Origin of the sequence: Micromonospora sp. WMMA1976, from assembly GCF_027497335.1 — a bacterium.
In the GTDB taxonomy this organism is placed as follows: Bacteria; Actinomycetota; Actinomycetes; order Mycobacteriales; family Micromonosporaceae; genus Micromonospora; species Micromonospora aurantiaca.
Map to the genome: position 1 here is coordinate 2,683,425 of NZ_CP114912.1, position 26,655 is coordinate 2,710,079.

Annotated in this window: 18 protein-coding genes; 12 read left to right on the forward strand and 6 right to left on the reverse strand. The window is 74.5% G+C overall.

The window, feature by feature from the left end:
• The first annotated feature begins 5 nt into the window (after positions 1–5).
• From O7546_RS12375 to O7546_RS12400, 6 genes are all read left to right on the forward strand, one after another.
• Positions 6–5,456: a type I polyketide synthase gene (locus tag O7546_RS12375; RefSeq protein WP_281600934.1), complete on the forward strand. Its 5,451-nt coding sequence runs from the start codon at positions 6–8 to the stop codon at positions 5,454–5,456.
• A 33-nt stretch (positions 5,457–5,489) separates the two neighbouring features.
• Positions 5,490–6,443 carry a TauD/TfdA family dioxygenase gene (locus O7546_RS12380; protein ID WP_194801719.1) on the forward strand — a complete coding sequence of 318 codons (954 nt, stop codon included), beginning with the start codon at positions 5,490–5,492 and terminating at the stop codon, positions 6,441–6,443.
• Position 6,444: 1 nt separating this feature from the next.
• Entirely contained in the window at positions 6,445–6,633 is a 189-nt protein-coding gene (locus tag O7546_RS12385) for an MbtH family protein (RefSeq protein WP_281600935.1), read from the forward strand.
• Positions 6,630–9,755, forward strand: coding sequence for an amino acid adenylation domain-containing protein (locus O7546_RS12390; RefSeq protein WP_281600936.1), 3,126 nt, complete (start codon positions 6,630–6,632; stop codon positions 9,753–9,755). The genes O7546_RS12385 and O7546_RS12390 overlap by 4 nt, the downstream gene beginning before the upstream one ends.
• Positions 9,755–15,241, forward strand: a complete 5,487-nt coding sequence (locus tag O7546_RS12395; RefSeq protein ID WP_281600937.1) for a non-ribosomal peptide synthetase/MFS transporter — start codon at positions 9,755–9,757, stop codon at positions 15,239–15,241. Before O7546_RS12390 ends, O7546_RS12395 begins: the two co-directional genes overlap by 1 nt.
• A 96-nt stretch (positions 15,242–15,337) precedes the next feature.
• The gene (locus O7546_RS12400; protein ID WP_281600938.1) at positions 15,338–16,984 is read left to right on the forward strand and encodes a DUF885 domain-containing protein; all 1,647 of its coding nucleotides are present in this window, start codon (positions 15,338–15,340) and stop codon (positions 16,982–16,984) included.
• Here O7546_RS12400 and O7546_RS12405 read toward each other — a convergent pair.
• The 3 genes from O7546_RS12405 to O7546_RS12415 form a co-directional block, all read right to left on the reverse strand.
• Complete coding sequence (locus O7546_RS12405; RefSeq protein ID WP_281600939.1) at positions 16,930–18,144, reverse strand: hypothetical protein; 1,215 nt, start codon at positions 18,142–18,144, stop codon at positions 16,930–16,932. The genes O7546_RS12400 and O7546_RS12405 overlap by 55 nt on opposite strands.
• Positions 18,145–18,175: 31 nt before the next feature.
• Positions 18,176–18,688: an NUDIX domain-containing protein gene (locus O7546_RS12410; protein ID WP_194801714.1), complete on the reverse strand. Its 513-nt coding sequence runs from the start codon at positions 18,686–18,688 to the stop codon at positions 18,176–18,178.
• A 99-nt stretch (positions 18,689–18,787) separates the two neighbouring features.
• On the reverse strand, positions 18,788–19,231 hold the full coding sequence (locus O7546_RS12415; protein ID WP_194801713.1) for a DUF4291 domain-containing protein: 444 nt from the start codon (positions 19,229–19,231) through the stop codon (positions 18,788–18,790).
• A gap of 77 nt (positions 19,232–19,308) precedes the next feature.
• Here O7546_RS12415 and O7546_RS12420 point away from each other — a divergent pair, with 77 nt between their 5' ends.
• Positions 19,309–19,803 carry a type II toxin-antitoxin system PemK/MazF family toxin gene (locus O7546_RS12420; RefSeq protein ID WP_194801712.1) on the forward strand — a complete coding sequence of 165 codons (495 nt, stop codon included), beginning with the start codon at positions 19,309–19,311 and terminating at the stop codon, positions 19,801–19,803.
• 54 nt (positions 19,804–19,857) lie between these two features.
• On the opposite strand, the gene O7546_RS12425 is transcribed toward O7546_RS12420, so the two are convergent.
• Positions 19,858–20,493, reverse strand: coding sequence for a GGDEF domain-containing protein (locus O7546_RS12425; protein WP_194801711.1), 636 nt, complete (start codon positions 20,491–20,493; stop codon positions 19,858–19,860).
• Between the two features lie 225 nt (positions 20,494–20,718).
• Here O7546_RS12425 and O7546_RS12430 point away from each other — a divergent pair, with 225 nt between their 5' ends.
• From O7546_RS12430 to O7546_RS12445, 4 genes are all read left to right on the forward strand, one after another.
• Positions 20,719–20,976, forward strand: a complete 258-nt coding sequence (locus O7546_RS12430; RefSeq protein WP_194801710.1) for a DUF397 domain-containing protein — start codon at positions 20,719–20,721, stop codon at positions 20,974–20,976.
• A gap of 105 nt (positions 20,977–21,081) precedes the next feature.
• On the forward strand, positions 21,082–21,969 hold the full coding sequence (locus tag O7546_RS12435; RefSeq protein WP_194801709.1) for a helix-turn-helix transcriptional regulator: 888 nt from the start codon (positions 21,082–21,084) through the stop codon (positions 21,967–21,969).
• Positions 21,970–22,045: 76 nt separating this feature from the next.
• Positions 22,046–22,882 carry an SAM-dependent methyltransferase gene (locus O7546_RS12440; protein ID WP_135239838.1) on the forward strand — a complete coding sequence of 279 codons (837 nt, stop codon included), beginning with the start codon at positions 22,046–22,048 and terminating at the stop codon, positions 22,880–22,882.
• 62 nt (positions 22,883–22,944) lie between these two features.
• The gene (locus O7546_RS12445; RefSeq protein ID WP_194801708.1) at positions 22,945–24,387 is read left to right on the forward strand and encodes a serine/threonine-protein kinase; all 1,443 of its coding nucleotides are present in this window, start codon (positions 22,945–22,947) and stop codon (positions 24,385–24,387) included.
• On the opposite strand, the gene O7546_RS12450 is transcribed toward O7546_RS12445, so the two are convergent.
• Together O7546_RS12450 and O7546_RS12455 are read right to left on the reverse strand one after the other, a co-directional pair.
• Entirely contained in the window at positions 24,351–25,094 is a 744-nt protein-coding gene (locus O7546_RS12450; protein WP_194801707.1) for a phosphotransferase, read from the reverse strand. The two genes, O7546_RS12445 and O7546_RS12450, sit on opposite strands and share 37 nt — an antisense overlap.
• Positions 25,095–25,119: 25 nt before the next feature.
• The gene (locus O7546_RS12455) at positions 25,120–25,812 is read right to left on the reverse strand and encodes a carbon-nitrogen hydrolase family protein (protein WP_281600940.1); all 693 of its coding nucleotides are present in this window, start codon (positions 25,810–25,812) and stop codon (positions 25,120–25,122) included.
• 66 nt (positions 25,813–25,878) lie between these two features.
• On the opposite strand from O7546_RS12455, the gene O7546_RS12460 reads away from it, so the two are divergent.
• A complete protein-coding gene (locus tag O7546_RS12460; protein ID WP_194801705.1) occupies positions 25,879–26,652 on the forward strand; it encodes a DedA family protein in 774 nt (257 codons plus the stop codon).
• The last annotated feature ends 3 nt before the right edge of the window (positions 26,653–26,655 follow it).

Consider the following 26,655-nt stretch of genomic DNA (forward strand, 5'->3'; position numbering starts at 1 on the left):
CCCCCATGCAGAACGACATTCCCGCCGACGACGGCGTCGAGCCCATCGCCATCGTCGGGCTCGCCGCCCGCCTGCCCGGCGCGGCCGACGTCGACGAGTTCTGGCGCAACCTGGTCGACGGCGTGGAGTCGACGACCGAACTGACCCGCGAGGAGCAGCTCGCCCGCGGCGCCCAGCCGCAGGAGGTCGACGACCCGGGGTGGGTCAACCGTGCCCCGCTGGTGGACGGCTACGACGAGTTCGACGCCGGCCTGTTCGGGATGACCGCCCGCGAGGCCGAGATCACCGACCCGCAGCACCGGCTGTTCCTGGAGACCTGCTACACCGCCCTGCAGAACGCCGGCTACGACCCGGGCCGCTACGACGGCGCGGTGGGCGTGTACGCCGGCACCGGCGGCAACACGTACCTGCACCGCAACGTGTACCGCAACAAGCGCGTCGGCGGGAACCCGCACGGCGCGGTCTCGCTGGCCACCGGGAACTCGCCGAACTACGTGGCCACGAACGTGTCGTACCGGCTGGACCTGCGCGGGCCCAGCATGACCGTGCACACCGCCTGCTCGACCTCGCTCGTCGCGTTCCACCTGGCCTGCGAGGCGCTGCGCAACGGCGAGTGCGACATGGCCCTGGCCGGCGGCGTCAACATCGAGCTGCCGCACGTCGGCTACCTCGGCATGGACGGCTTCACCTCGCCCGACGGGCGGTGCCGGCCGTTCGACGCCGGAGCGAACGGCACGGTGTGGGGCAGCGGCGTCGGCGTGACGCTGCTCAAGCGGCTCTCCGACGCGATCGCCGACGGCGACACCATCCGCGCGGTAGTGCTCGGCAACGCCATCAACAACGACGGCGCCGGGAAGGTCGGCTTCACCGCCCCCAGCATCGACGGGCAGATGGAGGCCGTCGCCCAGGCCGTCGAGCTGGCCGGCGTCGACCCGCGCAGCATCAGCTACGTCGAGGCGCACGGCACCGGCACCGCGCTCGGCGACCCGATCGAGGTCGCCGCGCTGTCCGCGGTCTACACCAAGGACACCGACGAGCGCGGCTGGTGCGGCATCGGCTCGGTGAAGTCGAACATCGGCCACCTCAGCCAGCCCTCCGGCATCGTCAGTGTGATCAAGACGGTGCTGGCGATGGAGCACGGGCTGATCCCGCCGACCATCAACTACGAGTCGCCGAACCCGGCCATCGACTTCGCCGACACCCCGTTCTACGTGGCGAACACGCTGACCAAGTGGGACACCGACGGTGGACCGCGCCGTGCCGGCGTCAGCTCCTTCGGCATCGGCGGCACCAACGCGCACGTGGTGCTGGAGGAGGCCCCGGCCGCCGACCGGCACGAGCCGCCGGCCCGCCCGGCGCAGCTGCTCCAGGTGTCGGCGAAGACCCCGACCGCGCTGGACACCGCCGTGCGGCGGCTCGCCGACCACCTGGAGAGCGGCAGCGACGTGGCGCTCACCGACGTGGCGCACACGCTGCGCGTCGGCCGCCAGGTGTACGCCCACCGCGCCGCCGTCGTCGCCGGTGACCCGGCGTCCGCGGCCGCCGCGCTGCGCGAGCGGCGCAAGGGCCACCGGGGTGCCGCCGAGGGCGCCGCGCCCCGGGTGGCGTTCCTGTTCAGCGGTCAGGGCTCGCAGTACGCCGGGATGGGCGCCGAGCTGTACGCGCAGGACACCGCGTACGCCGCCGCCGTCGACGAGTGCGCCGAGCTGCTCCGTCCCGAGCTGGGCCTGGACATCCGCGACCTGATCCTGGGCCGCGACCCGGAGGCGGCGGACAAGCTCACGCAGACCCGCTACACCCAGCCCGCCCTGTTCACCGTCGAGTACGCCCTCGCCGCCGCCTGGCGGGCCGCCGGGGTCACCCCGGCCGCGATGATCGGCCACTCCATCGGCGAGTACGTGGCCGCGACGGTCGCCGGGGTGCTCGACCTCGCCGACGCGCTGCGCGTGGTGGCCGCCCGGGGCCGGCTCATGCACTCCCTGCCCGCCGGTTCGATGCTGGCGGTCACGCTCGACGAGTCGGAGGTGACCGGCAAGCTGCCCGAGGGCCTGTCGGTGGCGACGGTCAACGGCCCCGGCACCTGCGTGGTCGCCGGTGAGACGGCGCTCGTGGAGGAGTTCGCGGCGAGCCTCGGCGGCAAGAACAAGTCGAAGGTGCTGCGCACCTCGCACGCGTTCCACTCGCCGATGATGGACCCGATCCTGGACGAGTTCACCGCGCTGATGGCCACCGTGCCGCTGCGCGCCCCGGCGGTGCCGTTCGTCTCGAACGTGACGGGCACCTGGATCACCGAGGCGCAGGCCACCGACCCGGCGTACTGGGCCGCGCACCTGCGCCGCCCGGTCCGCTTCGGCGCGTGCGTGGCGACGCTGCTCGCCGAGGGCACCTGGGCGCTCGTCGAGTGCGGCCCGGGTCGGCAGCTGGCCAACCTGGCCCGGATGCAGGTCGCCAAGGCCGCTGAGGCGCAGCGCGCGCTGACCCCGCTGGGCAGCCTGCCCGGCCCGGGCGAGCCGACCGGTGACCTGGCGGCGCTGCTCGGCACGGCCGGCGCGCTGTGGTGCGCCGGGGTGCCGGTGAGCGTCCCGGCCGACCCGCACGCGCGGCGGGTGCCGCTGCCCACGTACCCGTTCGAGCGGCGCCGCTACTGGATCGACCCGGACCCGGAGCACGAGCCGGCGGCGGCGCCCGTCGAGACCGGCCCGCGCCCGCTGCCGGAGTGGTTCGCGGTGCCGGTGTGGCGGCAGGCCGCGCCGGCCCGCACGGCCGAGCCGCTGGGCCGCTGCCTGGTGCTGGCCGACGGTCCGCGCGGCGACGCGCTCGTGGCCGCGTTGCGCGCCGCCGGCGACGACCCGGTCGAGGTACGCGCCGGCGAGGCGTTCACCGCCACCGCCAACGGCTTCCGGCTGCGCCCCGGTGTACGCGCCGACGCCGAGGAACTGGTCGCCGCGCTCGGCGCCGACCTGCCCCGGCGGATCGTGCACGCGTTCGCGCTCGACGGTGACCCGGCCGGCACCGACGCGGCGGCCGCCTGGGCGGCGCAGGAGCGCGGCTTCCTCGGCGCGCTGCACCTGGTGCAGGCCCTGGCCGGCGCCGGTGTGACGGCCGACGAGGCGGGCGTCCGCCTGGACCTGGTCACCGCCGGCATCGGCGACGTCCGCGGCGACGACCTGACCCGCCCGGAGCACGCCACGCTGGCCGGCCTGGCCCGGGTGCTCCCGGCCGAGCTGCCCGGCCTGACCGTGCGGCTGCTCGACACCGACCCGGCCGCGCGCGGCGTCGCCGCCCTGGTGGCCGAGCTGCGCAGCCCGGTCGACGCCGAGCACCCGGAGGTGGCGCTGCGCGGCGACCGCCGCTGGCTGGCCGGCTACGAGCAGGTCACAGTGGCCGCCGAGGACGAGCCGGGCGTGCTGCGCGAGGAGGGCCGCTACCTGATCACCGGCGGCCTCGGCGGCATCGGCGTCACCCTCGCCGAGGACTTCGCCCGCCGGGCCCGCGCCAAGCTGGTGCTGCTGGCCCGCTCCGGGCTGCCCGAACGGGACGAGTGGGACGCGCACCTGGCGGTGCACGGCGGCGCCGACCGGGCCGGACGGGCCATCGCGGCGATCCGCCGGATGGAGGCCGCGGGCGCCGAGGTGCTGGTGCTCGCCGCCGACGTCACCGACACCGACGACCTGCGCCGGGTCCGCGACGAGGCGGAGCGCCGGTTCGGCGGGCTGGACGGCATCGTGCACGCCGCGGGTCTGCCCGGCGGCGGCATGGCCGAGGTGAAGGACCGCGACGAGGCGCAGCGCGTGCTGGCCCCGAAGCTGGCCGGCACCCTGGCGCTGGCGCGGGTCTTCGGCGACCTGCCGCTGGACTTCGTCGTGCTCTGCTCCTCGATCACCGCGGTGATCGGCGGGTTCGGCCAGGTCGACTACTGCGCCGCGAACAACTTCCTGGACGCGTTCGCGCGTTCCGGCACCGGGTTCCGCGCGCCGGTGGTGTCGCAGAACTGGGGCGGCTGGGCCGAGGTCGGCATGGCGGTGGAGACCGCCGCCCCGGCTGCGTTCCGGGCCGCCGGGCGGGACACCGTGACCACGGCGGTCGCCCACCCGGTGCTCACCACGATGGTGGCCGGGCCGGACGGCACGGTGCTGCACGGACTGGTCTCGGCGGACACCCACTGGCTGCTCGACGAGCATCGGATCGGTGGGGTGCCGGTGGTGCCGGGCACCGCCCACCTGGAGTCGGTGCGCGCCGCGGTGGTCGCCGCGCTGCCCGCGCCGGGGCCCGACGCCGCGGTGGAGCTGCGGGACGTGGTGTTCCTGGAGCCGTTCTCGGTGCCGGACGGCACCGTGGCCCAGTACCGGGTCGAGCTGACCCCGGCCGAGGACGGCACCGACTTCACCGTCGCCAGCCTCGCCGCCGGGCAGGCGCGCACCCACGTCCGCGGCACCGCCGGGTGGACCACCGACGCGGCCCCGCCGGCCGCCGTGCCCGCCGTCGCCGGGCGGCGGGTCGACGACGACGCCTCGTTCGGCCGGGGACGCACCAGCATGCTCACGTTCGGCCCGCGCTGGGCGGCGCTGGCCGAGCACCACCTCGCCGACGGCGAGGAGCTGGCCCGGGTGCAGGCCCCCGCCGCCGCGGTCGGTGACCTGCCCTCCTGGGGCATGCACCCGGCGCTGCTGGACGTGGCCACCGCGTTCGGCCGTGGGCAGGGCTCCGGCACCTACCTACCGCTGTCGTACGGCCGGATCGTGGTGCGCGGCGCGCTGCCGGCGACGTTCCACAGTCACCTGCGGCACCGGCCCGCCGCCACCGACGAGGTGGTCGCCGCCGACCTGTCGCTGCGCGACCCCGACGGGCGGGAGCTGGTCTCGATCAGCGACTTCGTGCTGCGCCGGGTCGACCAGGACGCGGTCACCGGCAACCTGGGCGAGTCCCCGGCGGCGGACGCGGACGCCGCGGCGCCGGTCACCGAGGACATCCGCCCGGTCGACGGCGCGGAGGCGTTCCGCCGCAGCCTCGCCGCCGGTCTCGGCGCCCAGGTGGTGATCACCACCCGCACCGTCGCCGACATCCGGCGCCGCGCGGCCCGGGTCACCACCGACAGCCTCGCCGAGGAGACCGACGCGCCGGCCGGCACGACGGCGGCCACCGGAGGCGGCTCGGCGGCGCCCGGCACCGAGCTGGAGAAGACGATCGCCCAGGTGTGGCGCGACGGCCTCGGCGTCACCGACGTCGGCGTGGACGACGACTTCTTCGCCCTCGGCGGCAACTCGCTGGTGGCCGTGCAGCTCATCGCGGCCATGCGCAAGGCGACAGGCGTACGGCTGCCGATGCGCAGCCTCTTCGAGACCCCCACGGTGGCCGGCCTGGCCGCCCGGATCGAGGAGCTGCGCGCCGAGGCGCCCGCCGACGCACCGGCCGCCCCGGCGGCGATCCCGGCCATCCCGCGGCTGCCCCGCGGCTGACACCCCCGATCCAGAACCAGGAGACACCGCACCATGAGCGAGACAACCACGACGCTGCCGGTGGTCGTCGAGAGCGACGGCCGGGCGCTGACCGACCTGATCGCGGCCCGGCGCGCCGAGCTGCGGGACACCCTCGTCACCAGCGGCGGGCTGCTGTTCCGCGGCTTCGACGTGGGCGGCGTGGACGGCTTCGACCAGGCCGTCCGCGCACTCGCCGGCGAGCCGCTGACCTATACCGAGCGCTCCTCGCCCCGGCACTCCATCAAGGGCCGGGTCTACACCTCGACCGACTACCCGCCGGACGAGGAGATCTTTCTGCACAACGAGAACTCGTACCAGGCGCGCTGGCCGCTGACGCTGTTCTTCTACTGCGTCACGCCGCCGGACACCCAGGGCGCCACGCCGCTGGCCGACGTGCGCCGGGTGTACGAGCTGATCGACCCGGCGGTCCGCGAGGAGTTCATCCGCCGCCGCTGGATGCTGGTGCGCAACTTCCACGGCGACTTCGGCACCCGCTGGCAGGAGGTGTTCAACACCGAGAGCCGCGCCGAGGTCGAGGCGTACGCGGCGGACAACGGCATCACCGTGGAGTGGGTCGGTAAGGACGGCCTGCGTACCCGCGCGGTCCGCGACGTGGTGCACCACCGGCCCGGCTCGGACACCCCGCGCTGGTTCAACCACGCCACGTTCTTCCACCTCAGCACCCTGCCCAAGGACTACCAGGAGGGGCTGCTGGCCATGTTCGGCGCCGCCGGGCTGCCGTCGAACACCTACTACGGCGACGGCGGCGAGATCCCCGCCGACGTCATGGACCACCTGCGCGCCGCCTACCGGGCCGCCACCGTCCGCTTCGACTACCAGCGCGACGACGTGCTGGTGGTGGACAACATGACCGCCGCGCACGGCCGGGAACCCTTCACCGGTCCCCGCAAGATCGCCGTCGCGATGGCCGAGCCGTACACCCCCGAGACCGCAGGAGCGAACTGACATGGCCGAACCCCGATTCCTGGTCGTCCGCAACGACGAGGAGCAGCACTCGATCTGGTCGGCCGACCGGGACCTGCCCGCCGGCTGGCACGACACCGGTTTCGCCGGCACGCGCGAGGAGTGCCTGGCCCACGTCGACGAGGTGTGGACCGACATGCGTCCCCGCTCCGTGCGCGAGGCCCTCTCATGAGCACGAGCCAGGAGTGGACCTTCCCGGCCTCGTACGCCCAGGAGCGGGTGTGGATGGCCAACCAGCTCGACGCCGGGTCGCCGGTGTTCAACGTCTCCTTCCCGTGGCTGTTCCCGGCCGGCGTGGACGCCGACACGGCCGGTGACGTGGTCAACCGGGTGATCGCCCGGCACGAGGCGCTGCGTACCCACCTGCGGACCGACGACGGCGCGCTGGTGCAGGTCGTGCGCGCCCACGAGCCGGCGTCGCTGCCCGTCACCGACATCACCCACCTGCCGGCCGGTGAGCAGCGGGCCGAGTTCGAACGCATCCGCGGCGAGATGGCCCGCACGCCGATCCCGCTGGACGCGGCACCGCTGTGGCGGGCCCGGCTGATCCGGATGGAGGAAGGGCTGGCGCTGGCGTTCGTGGTGCACCACGCCGTCTTCGACAGCCACTCGGCGGTGCTGTTCCACGCCGAGCTGGTCGCGTTCTGCGAGGCCGCGCGCACCGGCGCCGAGCCCGCCGTGCCCGAGCTGCCCATCCAGTACGCCGACTTCGCGGTCTGGCAGCGTCAGCAGCTCACCGGCGAGGAACTGGACCGGCAGCTCGCGTTCTGGACCGGTCACCTGGCCGGCGCGCCGCCGGTCACCGGGCTGCCGCTGGACCGGCCCCGCCCAACCCAGCTCGGCTTCGCCGGTGACGAGGTGCGCTTCACGCTGCCCGACGGGCTGCTGGACCGCGTCGGCGCGCTGGCCACCGGCGCGCAGGCTACGCCGTACATGGTGCTGCTGGCCGGTTTCGCGGCGCTGCTGTCGCGGATCTCCGGCGACGCCGACGTGGTGGTCGGCGTCTCCACCGCGGGCCGGGACAATCCGGAGCTGACGCCGCTGATCGGCATGTTCGTCAACCCGGTGGCGCTGCGCTGCGACGTCTCCGGTGACCCGACCTTCGCGGCGCTGCTCGGCCGGGTCCGCAACGGCCTGATCGACGCGATGGAGCACGGGCAGACGCCGTTCCAGAAGATCGTCGAGGCGGTCGACCCGCAGCGTGACCCGTCGGTGCAGCCGATCTTCCAGACCGCGCTGAACTGGATCCCGGACTCCGGCCTCGACCCGGTGGAGCTGGGCACCACGAAGGACGACCTGGCCTTCGACATCACCACCGGCGACTGCCGCCTGGTCTACCGCACCGAGTTGTTCGACCGGGCCACGGCCGAGACGGTGGTCGACCGCTACGTACGGCTGCTCGCCGCCGCGGTCGCCGAGCCGGAGCGTACGGTCGGCGCGCTGCCGCTGCTCACCGACACCGAGCGGGAGCGGGTGCTCGGCACCTGGAACGACACCGTCCACGACGTGCCGGTGACCACTGTGGTCGACGAGGTGCAGCGGCAGGCCGCCGCCACCCCGGACGCGGCGGCGCTGGTCTGCGACGGCGTGACGCTCGGCTACGGCGAGCTGAACACCGCCGCGAACCGGCTGGCCCGGCTGCTGGTGGCGCGCGGCGCCGGCCCGGAGACCCGGGTCGCGCTGGCGCTGCCCCGCTCCTGCGACCTGGTCGTGGCGATGCTGGCGGTGCTCAAGGCCGGTGCCGCGTACGTGCCGGTGGACACCGCGTACCCGGCCGGCCGGATCGCCTACCTCCTGGCCGACGCCGCGCCCGCGCTGGTGGTGACCGCGCCGGACACCGCCGCCCTGGTGCCCGGTGACGCGCTGGTGCTCGACGGCGAGGTCGGCTCGGACCAGTCCGGCGACGACCTCACCGACGCCGACCGGGTCGCGCCGCTGCGCCCGGAGCACCCGGCGTACGTGCTCTACACCTCCGGCTCCACCGGCCGCCCGAAGGGCGTGATGGTCGAGCACCGGGCGGTGACCGCGTACCTGGCCTGGGCCCGCGCCACCTACCCGGGGCTGGCCGGGGTGGCGCTGCTGCACTCGCCGGTGTCGTTCGACCTGACCGTGACCGGCCTGCTCGGCACGCTCACCGCCGGCGGCACGGTACGGCTCGCCGCGATCGACGAGCCCGCCGCCCGCGCCGGTGGCCGGCCCGCGTTCCTCAAGGTCACGCCGAGCCACCTGCCGCTGCTCGACGGCGAGCTGTCGCCGACGGCCGACCTGGTGATCGGCGGCGAGGCGCTGACCGGCGAGCAGCTCGCCGCATGGCGGGCCGCGCACCCCGACGTGGCCGTCATCAACGAGTACGGCCCGACGGAGGCCACTGTGGGCTGCGTCGCGGCCCGGATCGCCCCCGGTGAACCGGTCCCGGCCGGTCCGGTGCCGATCGGCACGCCCACCTGGAACACTCGGGCGCTGCTGCTCGACGCCGCGCTGCGGCCGGTGCCGCCGGGCGTGGTGGGGGAGCTGTACGTCACCGGCACCCAGCTCGCGCGCGGCTACCACGACCGGCCCGCCCTGACCGCCGAGCGGTTCCTGCCCTGCCCGTACGGCCCGCCCGGCGCGCGGATGTACGCCACCGGCGACCTGGCCCGCTGGCGTGCCGACGGCACGCTGGACTACCTGGGCCGCCGCGACGACCAGGTCAAGGTGCGCGGCATGCGCATCGAACTGGGCGAGGTGGAGGCCGCGCTGCTGGCCCACCCGGACGTGCGCGCCGCCGCCGCGGCGGTACGCACCGACGGCGGCGAGCCGACGCTCGTCGGCTACCTGGTGGGCCCGGCCCACGAGGACTCGGTCCGCGCCGAACTGGCCCGCGAGCTGCCCGCGCACCTGGTGCCGGCCGCCCTGGTCCGGCTGGACGCGCTGCCGCTGACGCCGAACGGCAAGCTGGACCGTGCCGCGCTGCCCGCCCCGGCGACGACCGAGGCGGCGCAGGACAGCTACGTCGCGCCCCGCACCGACGCCGAGGCACTGGTCGCCGAGGTGTACGCCGAGATCCTCCAGGTGGAGAAGGTCGGCGCCCACGACGACTTCTTCGCCCTCGGCGGCAACTCGCTGCGCGGCATGCGGGCGATGGCCCGGATCCGCGCCGAGGTGGACGTCGACCTGCCCATGCGGGCGCTGTTCAGCAGCCCCGTGGTGGCCGACCTGGCCGCCCAGATCGAACAGCGGATCGCCGCCGAACTCGACGGGCTCTCCGACACCGAGGTCGCCGCGCTGCTCGCGGCGGAAGAGGGAACCAACTGATGACGGACCTGAAGGATCCGGCCCGCGAGGCGGCCCGGCAGGCGCTGATCGCCAAACGGCTACGCGCCCGCCAGGCCGCCCCCGCGGCCCGGATCACCCCCCGCCCGTCCGGCGCCGAGGTGCCGCTGTCCTACGCCCAGGAGCGGGTCTGGTTCATGGACCAGCTCGCCCCGGGCGAGGCGGCGTACCACATCGCGGTGCCGCTGCGGGTGCGCGGACCACTCGACGTGGACGCGTTGCGCGCCGCCCTGACCGCCCTCGCGGACCGGCACGAGTCGCAGCGCACCCGCTTCCCGGCCGACGCCGACGGCCGCCCCACAGTGGTCGTCGCGGACACCGCCGACGTGCCGCTCACTGTGGTGGACGCGCCCGACGAGGCGGCCGCGCAGGCGCTCGTCGACGCGGCGGCGGCCGAGCCGTTCGACCTGGCGAACGGGCCGCTGCTGCGGGCCCTGCTGATCCGGCTCGCCGCCGACGACCACGTGCTGTTCCTCGCCCAACACCACATCGTCGGTGACGGCTGGTCGGTGGACGTGCTGCTGCGCGACCTGATCACGCTCTACCGGGGCGGCGAGCCGCCGGCCCTGCCGATCCAGTACGGCGACTTCGCCGTCTGGGAGGCCCAGGAGCTGGACGGGCCGCAGGCGCGGGCGCACGTCGACTACTGGAAGCAGCGGCTGGCCGGCATCACGCCGCTGGAACTGCCGCTGGACCGGCCCCGCCCGGCCACCCAGACCTACCGGGGTGACTTCGTCGAGTTCCAGCTCGACCCGGCCGCCACGGAGGCGCTCAACGCGCTCACCCGCGACAGCGGCGGCACGCTGTTCATGACGCTGCTCGCCGCGTACCAGGTGCTGCTGGCCCGGCACGCCGGCCAGGACGACTTCGCCATCGGCGCGTCGGTGGCCGGCCGGTCCGCGCCGGAGCTGGAGAACGTCGTCGGCATGTTCATCAACATGCTGCCGCTGCGCGCCGACCTGGCCGGCGACCCGACGTTCGCCGAGCTGCTGGAACGCACCCGCCGTACGGTGCTCGACGGGTTCGAGCACGCCGAGGTGCCGTTCGCCAAGGTGGTCCACGAGCTGGGCCTGCCGCGCGACGTCAGCCGCTCACCGGTGTTCCAGACCATGTTCGTGCTGCAGAACTACGAGATGGGCCGCTTCCGCGGCGTGTCCCGCACCGACGAGGTCACGTTCTCCTGGACCCCGATGGAGTTGCAGGCCACCCGGTTCGACTTCGAGCTGCACGCGGTGGAGACCGTCGACGGTCTCTGGGGCAAGCTGGTCTTCAACACCGACCTGTTCGACCGTGCCACGGTGGAGCGGATGGCGCAGCGGTGGACCGCGCTGCTGGACGCGGTCGTCGCCGCGCCGGACACCCCGGTGTCCCGGCTGCCGCTGCTGCCCGCCGCCGAGCGGGACCTGCTGGCCGCCTGGAACGACACCACCGCCGACTTCCCGCGCGCCGAGACGCTGCACGGCCCGATCGAGGAGCGCGCCGCGGCCACCCCGGACGCGGTGGCGGTCACCATCGACGGGCACAGGCGCACGTACGCCGAGCTGAACGCGCAGGCCAACCGCGTCGCGCACCGGCTGCGCGTGGCGGGCGTCGGCCCGGAGACCCTGGTCGGGGTGTGCGCGGAACGGTCGGTGGAACTGGTCGCCGGCCTGCTCGGCGTGCTCAAGGCCGGCGGCGCGTACCTGCCGCTGGACCCGGAGTACCCGGCCGACCGGCTCGCGTTCATGGTCGGCGACGCGGACGCGCCGGTGGTGCTGGTCCAGTCGCACCTGCGTGACGTGCTGCCCGACACCGGCGCCACGGTGCTCGAACTGGACGACGCCACCGTGTGGAGCGGTCAGCCCGAGACCGACCCCACGCCGGCCGCCGGGCCGGAGAACCTGGCGTACGTCATCTACACCTCCGGCTCCACCGGCCGCCCGAAGGGCGTGCCGAACACGCACCGGGGCATCGTCAACCGGCTCGACTGGATGCAGAAGACGTACGGCCTCGGCGCCGACGACGCGGTGCTCCAGAAGACCCCGGCGAGCTTCGACGTGTCGGTGTGGGAGTTCTTCTGGCCGCTGCGCACCGGCGCCCGCCTGGTGCTGGCGAAGCCCGGCGGTCACAAGGACGCCGGCTACCTGCGCGACCTGCTGGTGTCCGAGCGGATCACCACCGCCCACTTCGTCCCGTCGATGCTGACCGTCTTCCTCGCCGAGGACGGCGTGGAAGCGGCCACCGCGCTGCGCCGGGTGATCTGCTCCGGTGAGGAGCTGCCGCCGGCCTCGGCGGCCGACTTCACCGCCCGGCTGCCCTGGTGCGGCCTGCACAACCTGTACGGCCCGACCGAGGCGGCCATCGACGTGACCGCCTGGGCGTGCGAGCCGGACCGGCTGGCCGAGGTGACCAGCGTGCCGATCGGCGCGCCGATCGCCAACCTGCGGCTGCACGTGCTCGACCCGTCCGGCGCGCAGTGCCCGGTCGGGGTGGCCGGGGAGCTGCACATCGGCGGTGTCGGGCTGGCCCGCGGCTACCACCGCCGGCCGGCGCTGACGGCGGAGAAGTTCGTCCCCGACCCGTTCTCCGGCGAGCCGGGCGCCCGCCTCTACCGCACCGGTGACCTGGCCCGCTGGGTCGCCGGCCCGGACGGCGCCGGGGTGATCGAGTTCCTCGGCCGCATCGACCACCAGGTCAAGCTGCGTGGTCTGCGCATCGAGCTGGGCGAGATCGAGAGCGCGCTGCGCGACCAGCCGGGCGTCACCGAGGCCACGGTGATCGTCCGCGAGGACAGCCCGGGCGACAAGCGGCTCACCGCGTACCTGGTGGGGGAGGCCGAGCACGCCGCGCTGAAGGCGGCGCTGAAGGACACGCTGCCCGAATACATGGTGCCGGCCGCGTTCGTCACGCTCGACGCGCTGCCGCTGACCCCGAACGGCAAGCTGGACCGCAAGGCGCTGCCCGCGCCGGTGGTCACCCGCGAGGCGTCGGTGGCGCTCGTCGAGCCGCGCGACGACACCGAGCGGGCGCTCGCAGCGATCTGGTCCGAGGTGCTGGGCGTGGACACGCTCGGCATCGACGACGACTTCTTCGACCTGGGCGGGCACTCGATGCTGGCCACCCAGGTGGTCGCCAAGATCCGCAAGGCGGAGCTGGGCGGCCGGGCGGTCGGCGTGATGGACCTGTTCCAGCAGCGCACCATCCGGGACCTCGCCGCGTTCATCTCCGGTGACGCCGCGCACGAGGGGCCGCGCCGGCTGCTCTACGAGCTGACCAAGCCGATCCCGGCGGGCAAGCGGGTGCTGACGTACGTCTGCGTCCCGTACGGCGGCGGCAGCGCCATCGTCTACCAGCCGCTTGCCGACGCGCTGCCGGCCGGGTACGGGCTGTGGTCGCTGGCGATCCCCGGCCACGACGTGGGTCTGAGCGAGGACGCGTTGCCGTTCGACGAGCTGACCAGCCGGGTCGCCGACGAGATCCTGGAGCGGGTCGAGGGGCCGATCGCACTGTACGGCCACTGTGGCGTGGGCAGCGCCATCCTCGCCGACGTGGCCCGCAAGGTCGAGGCGGCCGGCCGGGACCTGGAGGCCGTCTACATCGGCGCCATGTTCCCGTTCGCCCGTCCGAAGGGCGTGATCGCGGCGCTCCGCGACCGCCTCGAGCGGCTCAGCAGCAACAGGCACTCGGCGAGCTGGCTGAAGTCGATGGGTGTGGACACCGACGAGCTGGACCCGGAGCAGGCCGACCGGATCATCAGCAACATGCGGGCCGACTCCCGCGCCTCGGAGGAGTACTTCACCCGGCTGCTGGACCAGCAGGCGGCGAAGCTCCGGACGCCGATCATCTCGGTGGTCGGCTCCGAGGACCCGGTCACCGACTACTACCGCGAGCGGTACGCCGAGTGGCAGTTCCTCAGCGACACGCTCGGCCTCGTCGTCCTCGACCAGGCCGGGCACTTCTTCCTCAAGTACCGCGCCGAGGAACTCGCCGAGATCGTCACGCAGGTGCACCCGGCGGTGGTCGCCGGTGACGTCGGCGCGCTGACGCCGGAGGCCCGTGGTGAGGACGCCGGCTGGGTGGTGGCCGACACGCTGCGGGTGGGGGAGGCCCGCAAGCCCACCAAGACGGTCAAGCCGAGCATGGGCCGGTTCATGGCCATCACGACCGGCCAGCTCATCTCCAGCACCGGTTCCGCGCTGACCGCGTTCGCGCTGCCGATCTGGTTGTTCAACCGCACCGGCTCGGTGGCGAACCTCGGCCTGCTCTGGGCGCTTGCGCTGATCTGCGGCGTGCTCATGCTGCCGGTGGCCGGCGCGCTGGTCGACCGGGTCAGCCGGCGGCGGATCATGATGACGGCGAGCTGCTTCGCCGGGTCCGTCCAGCTCGTGCTGGCGACCCTGTTGTGGACCGACAACCTGGTGCTCTGGCACATCTACATGCTGGTGGCGCTCAGTTCGGTGGCCGGTTCGTTCCAGCGGATCGCGTTCCAGTCGGCGGTGCCGCAGCTGGTGCCCAAGCGCTACCTCGGGCACGCCATGGGCATCACCCAGCTCTCCACCGGTGTGGCCACGCTGCTCATGCCGGCGTTCGCGGCCGGCCTGCTCGCCACCATCGAGCTGAAGGGCATCCTGCTGGTCGACGTGGCCAGCTACGTGTTCGCGGTGCTCACCCTCGCCGTGGTCCGCTTCCCGGACGCGCTGGGCTGGCGGCCCCGGGAACGCCTGCTGGTGGCCATCGCCAACGGCATGCGCTACTCGTGGCGGCATCGCGGGTTCCGGCTGATGCTCGGCTACTTCGCGTTGGGCAACATCTTCCTGGCGCCCGCACTGGTGCTCATCACGCCGCTGGTGCTGTCGTTCGGCAGCCCGACCCAGGTGGCGCAGGTGGCGCTGGCCGAGGCGGTCGGCGCGGTGCTCGGCGGCGTGCTCATGTCGCTGTGGGGCGGTCCGCGCAAGCGCCGCATGATCGGCGTGCTGATCGGCAACCTGGGCACCGCGATCGGGTGCGTGCTGATCGGCCTGGACGCGTCGGTGGCGATGATCTGCGTCGGCTTCTGCTGGCTGGCCATGTCGATGACCACCGCGCAGTCGATCTACGCGACGATCGTCCAGGTGAAGGTGCCGCAGCGCTTCCACGGCCGGGTGTTCAGCCTCAACCAGACCATCTCCTGGTCGACGCTGCCGATCGGGTTCGCGCTGCTCGCGCCGGGCGCCACCGCGCTGTTCGAGCCGATGCTCGCACCCGGTGGGGCGCTCGCCGGCTCGGTGGGCGCGGTGATCGGCACCGGACCGGGCCGGGGCATCGGTTTCGCGTACATCTGCTTCGGCGCGGCGCTGATCCTCATCACGCTGGGCGGTTTCGCGATCCGGCTGCTCCGCCGGTTCGACCTGGAGGTGGAGGACTCCCTGCCGGACGACCTCATCGGTGCCCAGGAGCGTGAGAAGCGCCTGGCCGCCAAGGCCGAGAAGAAGGAACTCGTCTCGGTCTGACCCCGCCTCCCATCCGGTTGATCAAGGAGTTCGTGTCCGGTCCGGGCCTCCCCGGCCGGCACGAACTCCTTGATCACCGGGGCTAGCATCGGTGCGATGAGCGAGGACGTCACCGACGCGCTGTTGCGGGAGATAGGGCGCCTCGATCCGTGCGCCGCCGTGGTCGAGGCCGGTGAGCAGGACGTCGACGGCCTCACCGACTACAGCCCGGACGGTCACCAGGCCCGCGCCGACCTCGCCGCCCGCGCCCTGCGCCGGATCGAGACGCTGCCCGCGACCCCGCTGCACGCTCACCTCGCCGAACGGCTGCGCGCCCGGATCGCCTTCCACGACGCCGGGGAGGACCTGCGGGAACTGCACGTCGCGGCCACCGGCCCGCTCCAGCTCATCCGCCAGTGCGTCGAATCAGCGGTGCCGGGCCGCGACGCCGGGCGCGCGGCCTCCGAGGACGGCTGGGCCCGCGTCGGCGCGCGCCAGGCCGCCGTCCCGGCCGCACTCGACGGGTACGCCCGGAGCCTGCTTCTCGCCGCCGGGCGCGGTCACCTGCCGGCCCGGCGTCAGGTGGAGCTGGTGACGCGGCGCTGCCGCACCTGGATCGACGAGGACACGGCGCTCGTGCAGCGGTACGGCGACGGCCCGCAGCGCGCCTCGTTGCAGGCTGCGGCGCAGGGCGCGCGGGAGGCGTACCGGCGGTTCGCCGCGACGCTCACCGCGGACCTGGCGCCGCTCGCGCACGACGACGAGGCGTTCGGCCCGCAGCGGTACGCCCTCTGGGTGCGGACCTTCCTCGGCACCGAACCGGACCTGCGCGAGCTGTACGAGTGGGGCTGGGACGAGTTCGCCGCGATCGAGGCGGACCTGGTCGCCGAGGCGAAGGCCCTGGGCGGCACCGTGCCCGAGGTGCGGGACCGGCTCGACCGCCCCGACGCGCCGGGCGCGCTGGCCAGCCGGGACGAGTTCGCCGCCTGGCTCCAGGAGCTGCTGGAGGCCACCACCGAGCGGATGCACGGTGTCCACTTCGACATCCCCGCGCCGCTGCGGCGCATCGAGTCAAGGGTCACCACGTCCGGCGGCACCGCCTACATCGCGCCGTCGCGGGACCTGACCCGGCCGGGCCGGGTCTCGTGGCTGCTGCCCGACGGGCAGGAGTACTTCTCCACCTGGTGGGCGTACAGCACCGCGTACCACGAGGGCGTCCCCGGCCACCACCTGCACCTCGGCTCTGAGGCGTGCCGGGGCGGCCCCGGGCAGCGGCTGAACCTGCTCGGCGGGCTCTCCGGCGCGCAGGAGGGCTGGGCCCTGTACGCCGAGCGGTTCATGGACGAACTCGGACTCTACGAGCAGCCGGGCGCCCGGCTGGGGCACCTGTTCATGCAACTGCTGCGGGCGGCCCGGGTGGTGCTCGACATCGGCCTGCACCTGAAGCTGCCGATGCCCTCCGGCGGCGCGCCGTGGACGCCGGACGCCGCGCTGGACCTGTTGCGCGACCGCTGCCACCAGGGCCCGTACGCACCACTGGAACTGGCCCGCTATCTGGGCCGGCCGGGGCAGGCGCTCACCTACAAGGTGGGGGAGCGGGTGTGGCGGGACGGCCGCGCGGCGTTCCCCGGCGATCGGCGCGCGTTCCACAACCGGGCGCTGGAGCTCGGCTCCTTGGGACTGGACCAGCTCACCAGCGCGCTCGCGGCCTACCCGGCGTCGCCGGCGGGCAGCTCCTCCGGGTCGGCCACCCAGGCGGAGTAGACAGGCAGCGCGTGCCACGGCCCACCGGCCGGGTCCGTGGTCACCGCGACCACCGCGTACGGGTGACCGAAGCGCAGCTCCGCGATGCGGGCGACCCGCTCCGGCGGCGCGCTGGTCACCGTGAAGAACCCGGTCACCGCGGCCGCCTCGAAGCCGTAGCGGCCGAACCGGGCCACCGCGGACTGCGCGGCGTCGAACCCCGGCCCGGTCATGCCCAGCAACTCGCCGAGCGCCCGGGCCGCCGCGTCGAAGCCGAACCCGGGCGCGGTCAGGTCGTGCCGGTTACGCGCCGACCAGCAGGGCAGCACCGCGGTGGCGCGTTCCACCCGGGCGTCCGCCGCGTACGTTTGGATCGGCTCCTCCCGCACCGTCCACAGCGGCGTCTCGTCCAGCGGAAGGTCGTACAGCGAACGGCGGTCCGGCGTGGAGTCCGGGATGAGCGCGGCGGCGCTCGCCAGTTCCTGCGCGGCGGCCAGCACGTCGGCGGCGGGCACCTCGGGTGCGGCGGCCACCGAGACCACGAGCATCCCGGCGCCGTCGTCGCCGGTTTGCGCCGGCACCGCGTGCACCGCCACGTCACCGGCGCGGTCGGTGGCCGCCACCCAGCAGCGGTGCCCGGACGGCGGCGTACGCAGCACCCGGCTCAGCCGCCCGGACCAGGCGCTGCCCGCGCCCAGCTCCGCGCCCGGGGCGGTGTCGAACGGGTCGGCCCACGACACCCGGGTCGCGAGCGCGCTGGCCAGGACCAGCAGGGTGTCCGGGGCGAGGTCGACCGGGAAGCTGTCGATCAGCCCGCCGGTACGCTCCCGGGCCCAGGCGTCCAGCGCCGCCTGGTCCGGCAGCGGACCGCGTTCGGTGCTCGCCGGCAGGGCGGCCCGCCAGGCGGCCAGTTCCGCCGCCGGGGCGCGTTCCCACAGCGCGGTGGCGGCGGCGACCATCGAATGCGGGGCGGCGAGCAGCGCCCGGGCCTCGGCGGCGGCGTCGTCCGGGTCGGCGTCGAGTGCCTCGGCCAGCGCCGCCCGGGTCTCACCGGTGGCGGCCGGGCCGGTCAGCGCCAGCAGCAGCCAGGCACCGAGCGGCGAGGCGACGTGGTGGGTGTCACCGGCGGCGCGGTGCAGCCGCTCGGCGTAACGGGCCAGGGGTGCGCGCAGGGGAGTCACGGCTCCACTCTGCCCGCCGGCGCGCCCCGTGTCAGGACCACAGCTCGAACGGCTCGTCGATCTCCGTCCCGGCCAGGAACGCGGGCAGCAGGTCCGGCAGTCGCCCGGGATAGCAGCGCGGCCGTTCGGCGAGCACCTCGGCCAGCGGCCACCAGCGGAACCCGAAGTAGTCCTCCACCTCGTAGTCCAGCCGCAGCGCCTCGTCCACGTCCGGTCCGGGGCCGGGCAGCCGTACCGTCACGACGACCTCGTCCTGGAGGTGGCGGCGTTGCCGGTGCCGGAAGCTGGCCCGCCGCCGCCACGTCGGCGCGCCCACCTCGTCCGGGCCGATGACGATGCCGGTCTCCTCGCGCAGTTCGCGTACCGCCGCCTCCCGGTACGTCTCGCCCGGGTCCAGGCCGCCGCCGGGTAGCTCCCACCACACGCCGAGGTCCGGGTGGTCCGGGTCGCGGGTGTGGAACAGCAGCAGGTGGTCGGCGGCGTCGAGCACCACCAGCCGCACCGCGCTGCGCTCGAACAGCGGCAGATCGTCCGGCAACTCCACGCCCCCACTGTAAGGAAGGGCCTCCTGTTAACGCCTCCGGTAGTAGAAAAGCCCCTATTGACAGCGCGCCTCGCGGCGCCCGCCCGGTGCCGGGGTCGCTCAGCCGGCGTCGACGATCCGGGCCACCTCGACCGGCAGCGGGTACGGCCGCTCCACCGGCAGCGGCGCCAGCCGCAGCGAGCGTTCCGGGTCCCACTGCACCCGCACCGGGCTGACCCGCAGGCTGTGCCGCCAGGCGTCCCGGTCCGGGTGCAGGCGTGGGTCGTAGCTGCTGAGGCAGGCGTGCCGCAGGGCCCACTCGAAGCCGGACCGGCTGATGTCGACCGCCAGCACCCGTTCCTGGCCCGGCTTGAGCGCCCAGCCGCAGCGGTACATCATCCAGCGGAACGACGGCTTGATCCAGGTCATCCGCTCCCGCTTGAACGGCGGCACGAACCGCCCCGCCCGCAGCGCCGCGTCGGCGATCTCCGGCGGGTACGCCTGGTAGACGGTGACCGACGTGTCGGTGTACGCGGCGCGGATCTGGTGGCGGGGCACTGTCACCAGGGCACGATGGCACCGCGTACCCGCTCCGGCGACCCGATTCCGGGCCCGGCGCCCCGGCCGATAGGCTGCCCGCCGTGGCAGGTCTGTTGAGGAACGTGGCGTCGAAGCTCGGCCGGATCACCCGGGGCGTGCCCGCCCCCGCCCGCCCCGGCGGACCGATCCCGGCGCAGGTCGCGCGCCGCCGCCAGGTCAGCGCGTTGCAGCGTCGCGAGCTGTCGTACGCCCCGGAGCCGGACGGGCAGGCCGACCCGGGCGAGATCGTCTGGACCTGGGTGCCGTACGAGGACGACCCGCGCCAGGGCAAGGACCGCCCGGTGCTGGTGGTGGGCCGGCACAGCCGCACGCTGTTCGGGCTGATGCTGTCCAGCCAGAGCGACCGGGACGGCCAGCGGCACTGGCTGGCGCTCGGCCCGGGGGAGTGGGATCGGGACGAGCGGCCGAGCTGGGTTCGCCTGGACCGGGTGCTCACCATGCGCGAGGACAGCATCCGCCGCGAGGGCGCGGTGCTGGACCGGCCCCGGTTCGACCGGGTCGGGCAGGCGTTGCGCGCCGGCTACGGCTGGCGCTGACCCACCGGACAGAGCCGCCCCGGCGACCCCGCGACGAGCTGGCGGACGAGCCGCTCAGCACTCCGCGACGAGCTGGCGGGTCGGGCGGGACGCGCCGAGCGTCTTCGCCTCGTACATGGCCGCGTCGGCGCGGCAGAGCGCGTCGGCGAGCTGCGTGGGGCAGTGCACCGGCGCCAGCCCGACCGAGGCGGTGACCTGGATGCTGCGCGCGCCGAGCGGGATCGGCGCGGCGAGCGCCTCGCAGAGCCGCCGGGTGGCGTGCTCGATCCACCGGCGGTCCGGCGTGGGGCTGGCGAGCAGTCCGGCGAACTCGTCGCCGCCGAGCCGGGCAACCAGGTTGGGGCCGGCGAACGCGGCGAGCCGCTGCGCGACGCAGACCAGCACCTGGTCCCCGGCGGCGTGCCCGTAGCGGTCGTTCACCTGCTTGAAGTTGTCCAGGTCGAGCACGACCGCGACGAGCGGCTGGCCGGCGGGGTCGGTGAGCAGGGCGGCGGCCAGCCGGAAGAACGCGCGGCGGTTGGGCAGCCCGGTGAGCGGGTCGTGGCTGGCGGCGTGCCGTTCGGCGGCCAGCTCGGCCTGGAGCAGCTCGATCTCGGCTTCGGCGCGCAGCGCGCGGCGGCGTAACTGCCAGGCGGAGACGAGTGCGCCAGCCGCGGAGATGCCGGAGGCGATGGTCATCGGATCCGCCAACGCGTCCTCCTCACCGCAGTCCCGAAGCCGCGCGGAGCGGCGTCCCCGGGGCCGGGTTCAGGTCACCGTACGTGAGCGAACCGGCACACCGTATTTCGAGTATCATCCTCTCCGTCCATTGCAGATGCAATAGCAGATGCACGTGCATCTCACTCCTCAGTCGACAGACGTCGCCACCCACCGCTCCTCCCCGCGGCCTCGGCTGGCTCATCCCGAAGGACGCCCATGCAGCATCCCCCGAACGGCGTGCCCGTGACCGAGTTGCCACCGATGCGCTGGCTGAAGAGCCGCCGCAGCAACCCCAGCGGCAACTGCGTCGAACTGGCCGAGCTGCCCGACGGCGGCGGCATCGCGGTCCGCAACTCGCGGCACCCGGAGGGCCCGGCGCTCATCTACACAGTGGACGAGATCGCGGCCTTCGTGCTCGGCGCGCGGGACGGCGACTTCGACCACCTGATCCCGCCGTCCCGTACACGGGACTGACTCCGTCCGTCCGGAGGAGTTCACCTCACTGTCGGTTCATGGCATGCTTACTCGTCGGTCCGGGAGGGTGCCCGGCCGGGTCGGTCGGGATGCGAGGGCGGTCAGGTGGCGACGGTGCCCGTCGAGGGTGGTCCGACAAGCGGTCCGACAGTGCTGCGCATGCTGCTCGGCGGGCAGCTGCGCCGGCTGCGGGAGAGTGCCGGCGTCAGCCGGGAGACCGCAGGCTGGGAGATCCGCTCGTCGGAGTCGAAGATCAGCCGGATGGAGCTGGGCCGGGTCGGCTTCAAGGAGCGCGACGTGGCCGACCTGCTCACGCTCTACGGCGTCACCGCGCCGGAGGACCGCGACGCGCTGCTCAAGCTGGCCCGCGACGCGAACAGCCCGGGCTGGTGGCACCGCTACGGCGACGTGCTCCCCGCCTGGTTCCAGTCGTACCTGGGCCTGGAGGCGGCCGCCGCGCTGATCCGCACGTACGAGGTGCAGTTCGTACCCGGCCTGTTGCAGACCGCCGCGTACGCCCGGCAGGTGATCCTGCTCGGCCACCGCGGCGCGTCGGCGGCGGAACTGGACCGGCGGGTGGAGCTGCGGATGCAGCGCAAGGAGCTGCTGCGGCGGCCCAACCCGCCGCAGCTGTGGGCGGTGCTCGACGAGGCGGTGCTGCGCCGCCCGATCGGCGGCGCCGCGGTGATGCGCGAGCAGATGGACGCGCTGATCGAGGCGACCTCGGGCCCGCACGTACGGTTGCAGATCGTCCCGTTCGCCGCCGGCGGGCACGCCGCGGCCAGCGGCGCGTTCAGCATCCTGCGCTTCGGTGACGCCGACCTGCCCGACATCGTCTACATCGAGCAGCTCACCAGCGCCATCTACCTGGACAAGCGCGACGACCTCGACTTCTACGCCGAGGCGATGGAACGGTTGTGCGTGGAGGCGGCGCCGCCGGAGCGGACCCCGGAACTGCTGGCCCGCCTGCGCGACGAGCTCTACCCGGCCTGACCGGCGCGGTGGCGGGCAGTAGCATGACCGCCGACCGGAGACAGCGGACGGTGGCACCCGAGTCGTGGAGGCGGCCTTGACCAGCGACGCACCAGGTACGGCACCCGAGTCGGGCCGGATCGACACCACTGTCGCGCATCCCGCCCGCCGGTACAACTACTGGCTCGGCGGAAAGGACAATTTCCAGGCCGACCGTGACTCCGGCGACGCGATGGCCGCGCGGTTCCCGACCATCCGGATCAGCGCGCTGGAGAATCGGCGGTTCCTGCGCCGCGCGGTGCGCCACCTGGCCGGTGAGGCGGGCATCCGGCAGTTCCTGGACATCGGCACCGGCATCCCCACCGCCGACAACACGCACGAGGTGGCGCAGGCGACCGACCCGCGCGCCCGGGTGGTCTACGTCGACAACGACCCGATCGTGCTGGCCCACGCCCGCGCGCTGCTCACCAGCTCCGCCGAGGGCGCCACCGCCTACCTCGACGCGGACCTGCGCGACCCGGAGCGCATCCTCGCCCACCCCGACCTGCGCCGCACGCTGGACTTCTCCCAGCCGGTCGCGTTGATGCTGCTGGCGGTGCTGCACTTCGTGCCCGACGGCGAGGACCCGTACGCGATCGTCGGCCGCCTGCTGGACGCCCTGCCCGCCGGCAGCTACCTGGCCGCCTCGCACGCCACCCACGACTACCTGCCGGCCGAGGTGGCCGCCGAGGCGAAGGCGGCGGCCCGCGGCGGCGGCCCGCACGGTGTGATCAACCTGCGCAGCCGGGAGGAGGTCGTGCGCTTCTTCGACGGCCTGGAACTGGTCGAGCCGGGCATCTGCTCGGTCGCCGAGTGGCGCGCCGACGGCGAGCCCGAACCGCGCCCGTCGGTGATCGACGTCAGCATGTACGGTGGGGTCGCCCGCAAGCCCTGACGCCGGGCTCCGGGCCGGGCGGTTGACGGGCACGGGGACCGGACGGGCACACTGGAGGCATCATGTCGCCGTTCACGCCCGCCCTGCGCTTGCACGACCGGTACGTCCTGCGCGAACGCATCGGCCTCGGCGGGATGTCCGAGGTGTGGCGCGCCGACGACGAGGTGCTGCACCGGCCCGTCGCGGTCAAGGCCCTCGCCGGGCAACTCGCCGCCGACCCGCAACTGCGCGCGGTCATCCAGCGCGAGGCCCGCGCGGCGGCGCGGCTCACCCACCCGCACGTGACCCAGGTGTACGACTACGGCGAGGCGACGCTGGACCGCGGCGTCGTCGTCCCGTACCTGGTGATGGAGCTGGTGGAGGGTCAGACGCTCGCCGACCGGCTGAACGGCGGGCCGCTGGCCTGGCCGGACGCGGTCCGTACGGCCGGGCAGGTCGCCGGGGCGCTGGCCGCGGCGCACCGGATCGGCGTGGTGCACCGCGACGTCAAGCCGGCGAACGTGATGCTCACCGAGACCGGCGCGAAGGTGCTCGACTTCGGCATCGCCGCGCCGGCCGGCCCGCACCCGGTCACCGGGCAGACCGGCGCGCTGCTGATGGGCACCCCCGCCTACTTCGCCCCGGAACGTCTCGACCCGGGTCCGGCGAACCCGGCCGGCGACGTGTACGCGCTCGGCGTGCTGCTGTATCGCAGCCTCACCGGCCTGGCGCCGCTGCCGGTACGCAGCTGGGACGACGTGCTGGACGTGCGGCGCAACCGGCCGCCGGTGCCGCCGCCGCGGGTGCCCGGTCTGCCGCCGGAGATCGCCGACCTGGTCCTGGCCTGCCTGGACGTGGACCCGGAGCGGCGGCCCACAGCGGCCCGGCTCGCCGACCGGCTCGGCGCGGGCCGCCCGGTCGACCCGCCGACCGCGATCCTGCCCACAGTGGCGCCGGCGGCGCACCCGCCCACCCTGGTCGAGCGGTCCCCGGCCGCCGCGTCCCGCTCGGTCCCGCCGGCACGTCCCGTCGCGCCGCCGCGCCCGGCGGTCTCGTCGAACCGGCTGCTCGGACTGCTCGTCGCCGGTGCCCTGGTGCTGCTGCTCGCGGTGGTGGGCTCGCTGGTGTGGGGTGACGGCTCCGGCACGCCGCCGGCCGCCGCGCCCACCGCCGGCCCGTCGACCGGCGCCGCCGAGCCGCCCGCCCCGGAGCCCAGCAGTGCCGCGCCGCCGTCGACTGTGCCCGAGCCGGTGACGCTGCGTCAGCTCGGCGATCGGTTCGGTGAGCTGATCGACCGGGCCGAGTCGATCGGGCTGGTCGACCGCAAGACCGCCGACGACCTGCGCAAGAAGGCCGCCGAGCTGGACCGGGGCAAGCCGAAGGACCGGGGCAAGCGGGTCGAGGACCTGCGCGAGAAGATCGACGACGCGGCCGAGGACGAGAAGATCGACCCGGTCACCGCCACCGCGCTGCGCAAGCTGCTCGACGGTTACGAGCGGCTGCGCGGCGGCACCGACGAGGGCTGAGCCGCCGCCGGCCCGACAGTTCTGATCATCTCTGTGACGAGGACGGCCGCCTCGGGCAGCAGCTCCGGATCGGGCGCGCGACCGGCGGCCCGGTGCCGGACCGCCTCCATCAGCCGGTCGAGCGGCCCGGACACGGCGACGTACGCGGACAGCAACTCGCCCGCCGCCACCCGCAACGGGTGCCCCGGAGTGACGGCGACCTCCGCGAGGATCAGCGCTGTCGTCGTCCGGTCCAGTGCGGGCGGACCCTCGGCGCTGTCGGTCCAGTCGATGACCACCGGACCGGTGGCCGTCAACAGCACGTTGTCCGGGTGCAGATCGAGATGCAGGATGCGGACCGCCGGATCGGCCGACCGAAGGGCCGGCAGCGCGTGCAGGCGGGCGTGCAGGTCGGCCAGCATGCGGGCGCCCGCCGGCGCGGTGACGGTGCCCGCGCGGAACGCCTCCACCAGCGTCGGGCCGGTGATCCGGTCGAGCACCAGGTCGGCGCCGTCGGCGTGATGCACCCGGGGCACCGGATAGCCAGCCCGGCGCAGGTGCCGCATCACCTCGGCCTCGGCCCGCACGTCGCCACCGGCGCGGTAGCGGCGCAGCACCCGGCCGCCGGGCAACAGCCACACGTCGGCGGTGCGGCCGGTGGCGAGCGGGGCCGGCGGCGGGCCGCCCGCCGCAGCCGGTTCCGGGGCGGCGCCCTCTGACGATGCCATCGTTACCAGCGTAGGTGATCCGTCCTCAGTGAAGCGTCGCCGCGAGCACCTCGCCGGTGCCCGTACCGGCCCGGGCCACCGGCTCGCCGTCCGGCGACCAGATCCCCGAGCCACCCGCGGCCCGCGCGTACCCGCCCCCGGTCGAGCCGGCGAAACTCGCCGTGACCACCCACACGCCGTGCGCGGCGGCGACCCGGCGGGCGCGTTCGTCCGGCACCGCCGCGTCGTCCGCCGACTCCAGCACGCCGGCCAGGTAGGCGTCCGCGCCCAGCGCCACCGTCGCCGCCGCGTGCTCCGGCGTGCCGGTGTCCTTGCACACCGCAAGCCCCAGCCGCCAGCCGTCCACATCGAGCACCGCAGGCTCCCGGCCCGGTCGCATGTGCCGCGGCTCCGCGCCACCCAGGCACATCTTCCGGTACGCGACCCGTACGCCCCCGGCGTCGACCGCGAGCACCCCGATGTGCGGGCCGGGCACCGGCGCCCCGGCCAGCGCCAGCGTGCCGGTCTCGGCGCAGGCCGCCCGCAGCGGCGCGAGCCTCGGGTCGGCCGGGTCCAGCGGCGCGGCGGTCAGCTCGTACCCGGTCAGGGACATCTCCGGGAAGACCACCACGCGGGCCGCGGCGGCGCGCACCGCGTCGGCGTGGCGGGCGGCGTTGCCCTCGACGTCGTGGGAGCGGGTGAGCGGCTGGGCGACGGCGATCCGCAGCGGCGTACGCATGGCGTACACGATAATGGTTTCCATGACGCGTGGTCGTCCGCGGCTTCGCCCCGTAACGTTGGTCCGATGATCGGAAACGCACAGCTGCTCGCCGTCCCCCGGGTGAGCACCGCGCGGGCCGCGGAACCGTCCGGCGACGGGGTGACCGGATGGGTCACCGGCCTGATGGAACGGCTCGGTGGCCCGGGCGCCGGCCTCGCGGTGGCGCTGGAGAACCTGTTCCCGCCCATCCCCAGCGAGGTGATCCTGCCGCTGGCCGGCTTCACCGCGAGCCAGGGCAGGATGAGCCTGGTCGGCGCGATCGTCTGGACCACGATCGGGTCGATCGTGGGCGCGCTGGCGCTGTACTACATCGGCGCGGCCCTCGGGCGGGACCGGATGCGCGCCCTCGCCGCGCGGCTGCCGCTGATCAAACTGGAGGACGTGGACCGCACCGAGGCGTGGTTCCTGCGCCACGGCGTCAAGGCGGTGTTCTTCGGCCGGATGATTCCGATCTTCCGCAGTCTCATCTCCATCCCGGCCGGGGTGGAACGGATGCCGGTGCCGGTCTTCCTGCTCTACACCGCGCTCGGCAGCCTGATCTGGAACACCACGTTCGTGCTCGCCGGGTACTTCCTCGGCGAGCAGTGGCACGTGGTCGAGGCGTACGCGGGCACGTTCCAGAAGCTGGTCATCGTGGCCGTGCTGGCCGGTGCCTGCTGGTTCGTGGTCAGCCGGGTCCGCCGCTCCCGCCGCACCGCCGGGGCCGCGCCGCAGGAGGCGGAGGCGCCGCCGGAGCCGCAGCCGACCCCGCAGGGCACCGTCTACCGGGGCGGCTGGTACTCCCGCGCCGAGGACTGAGGC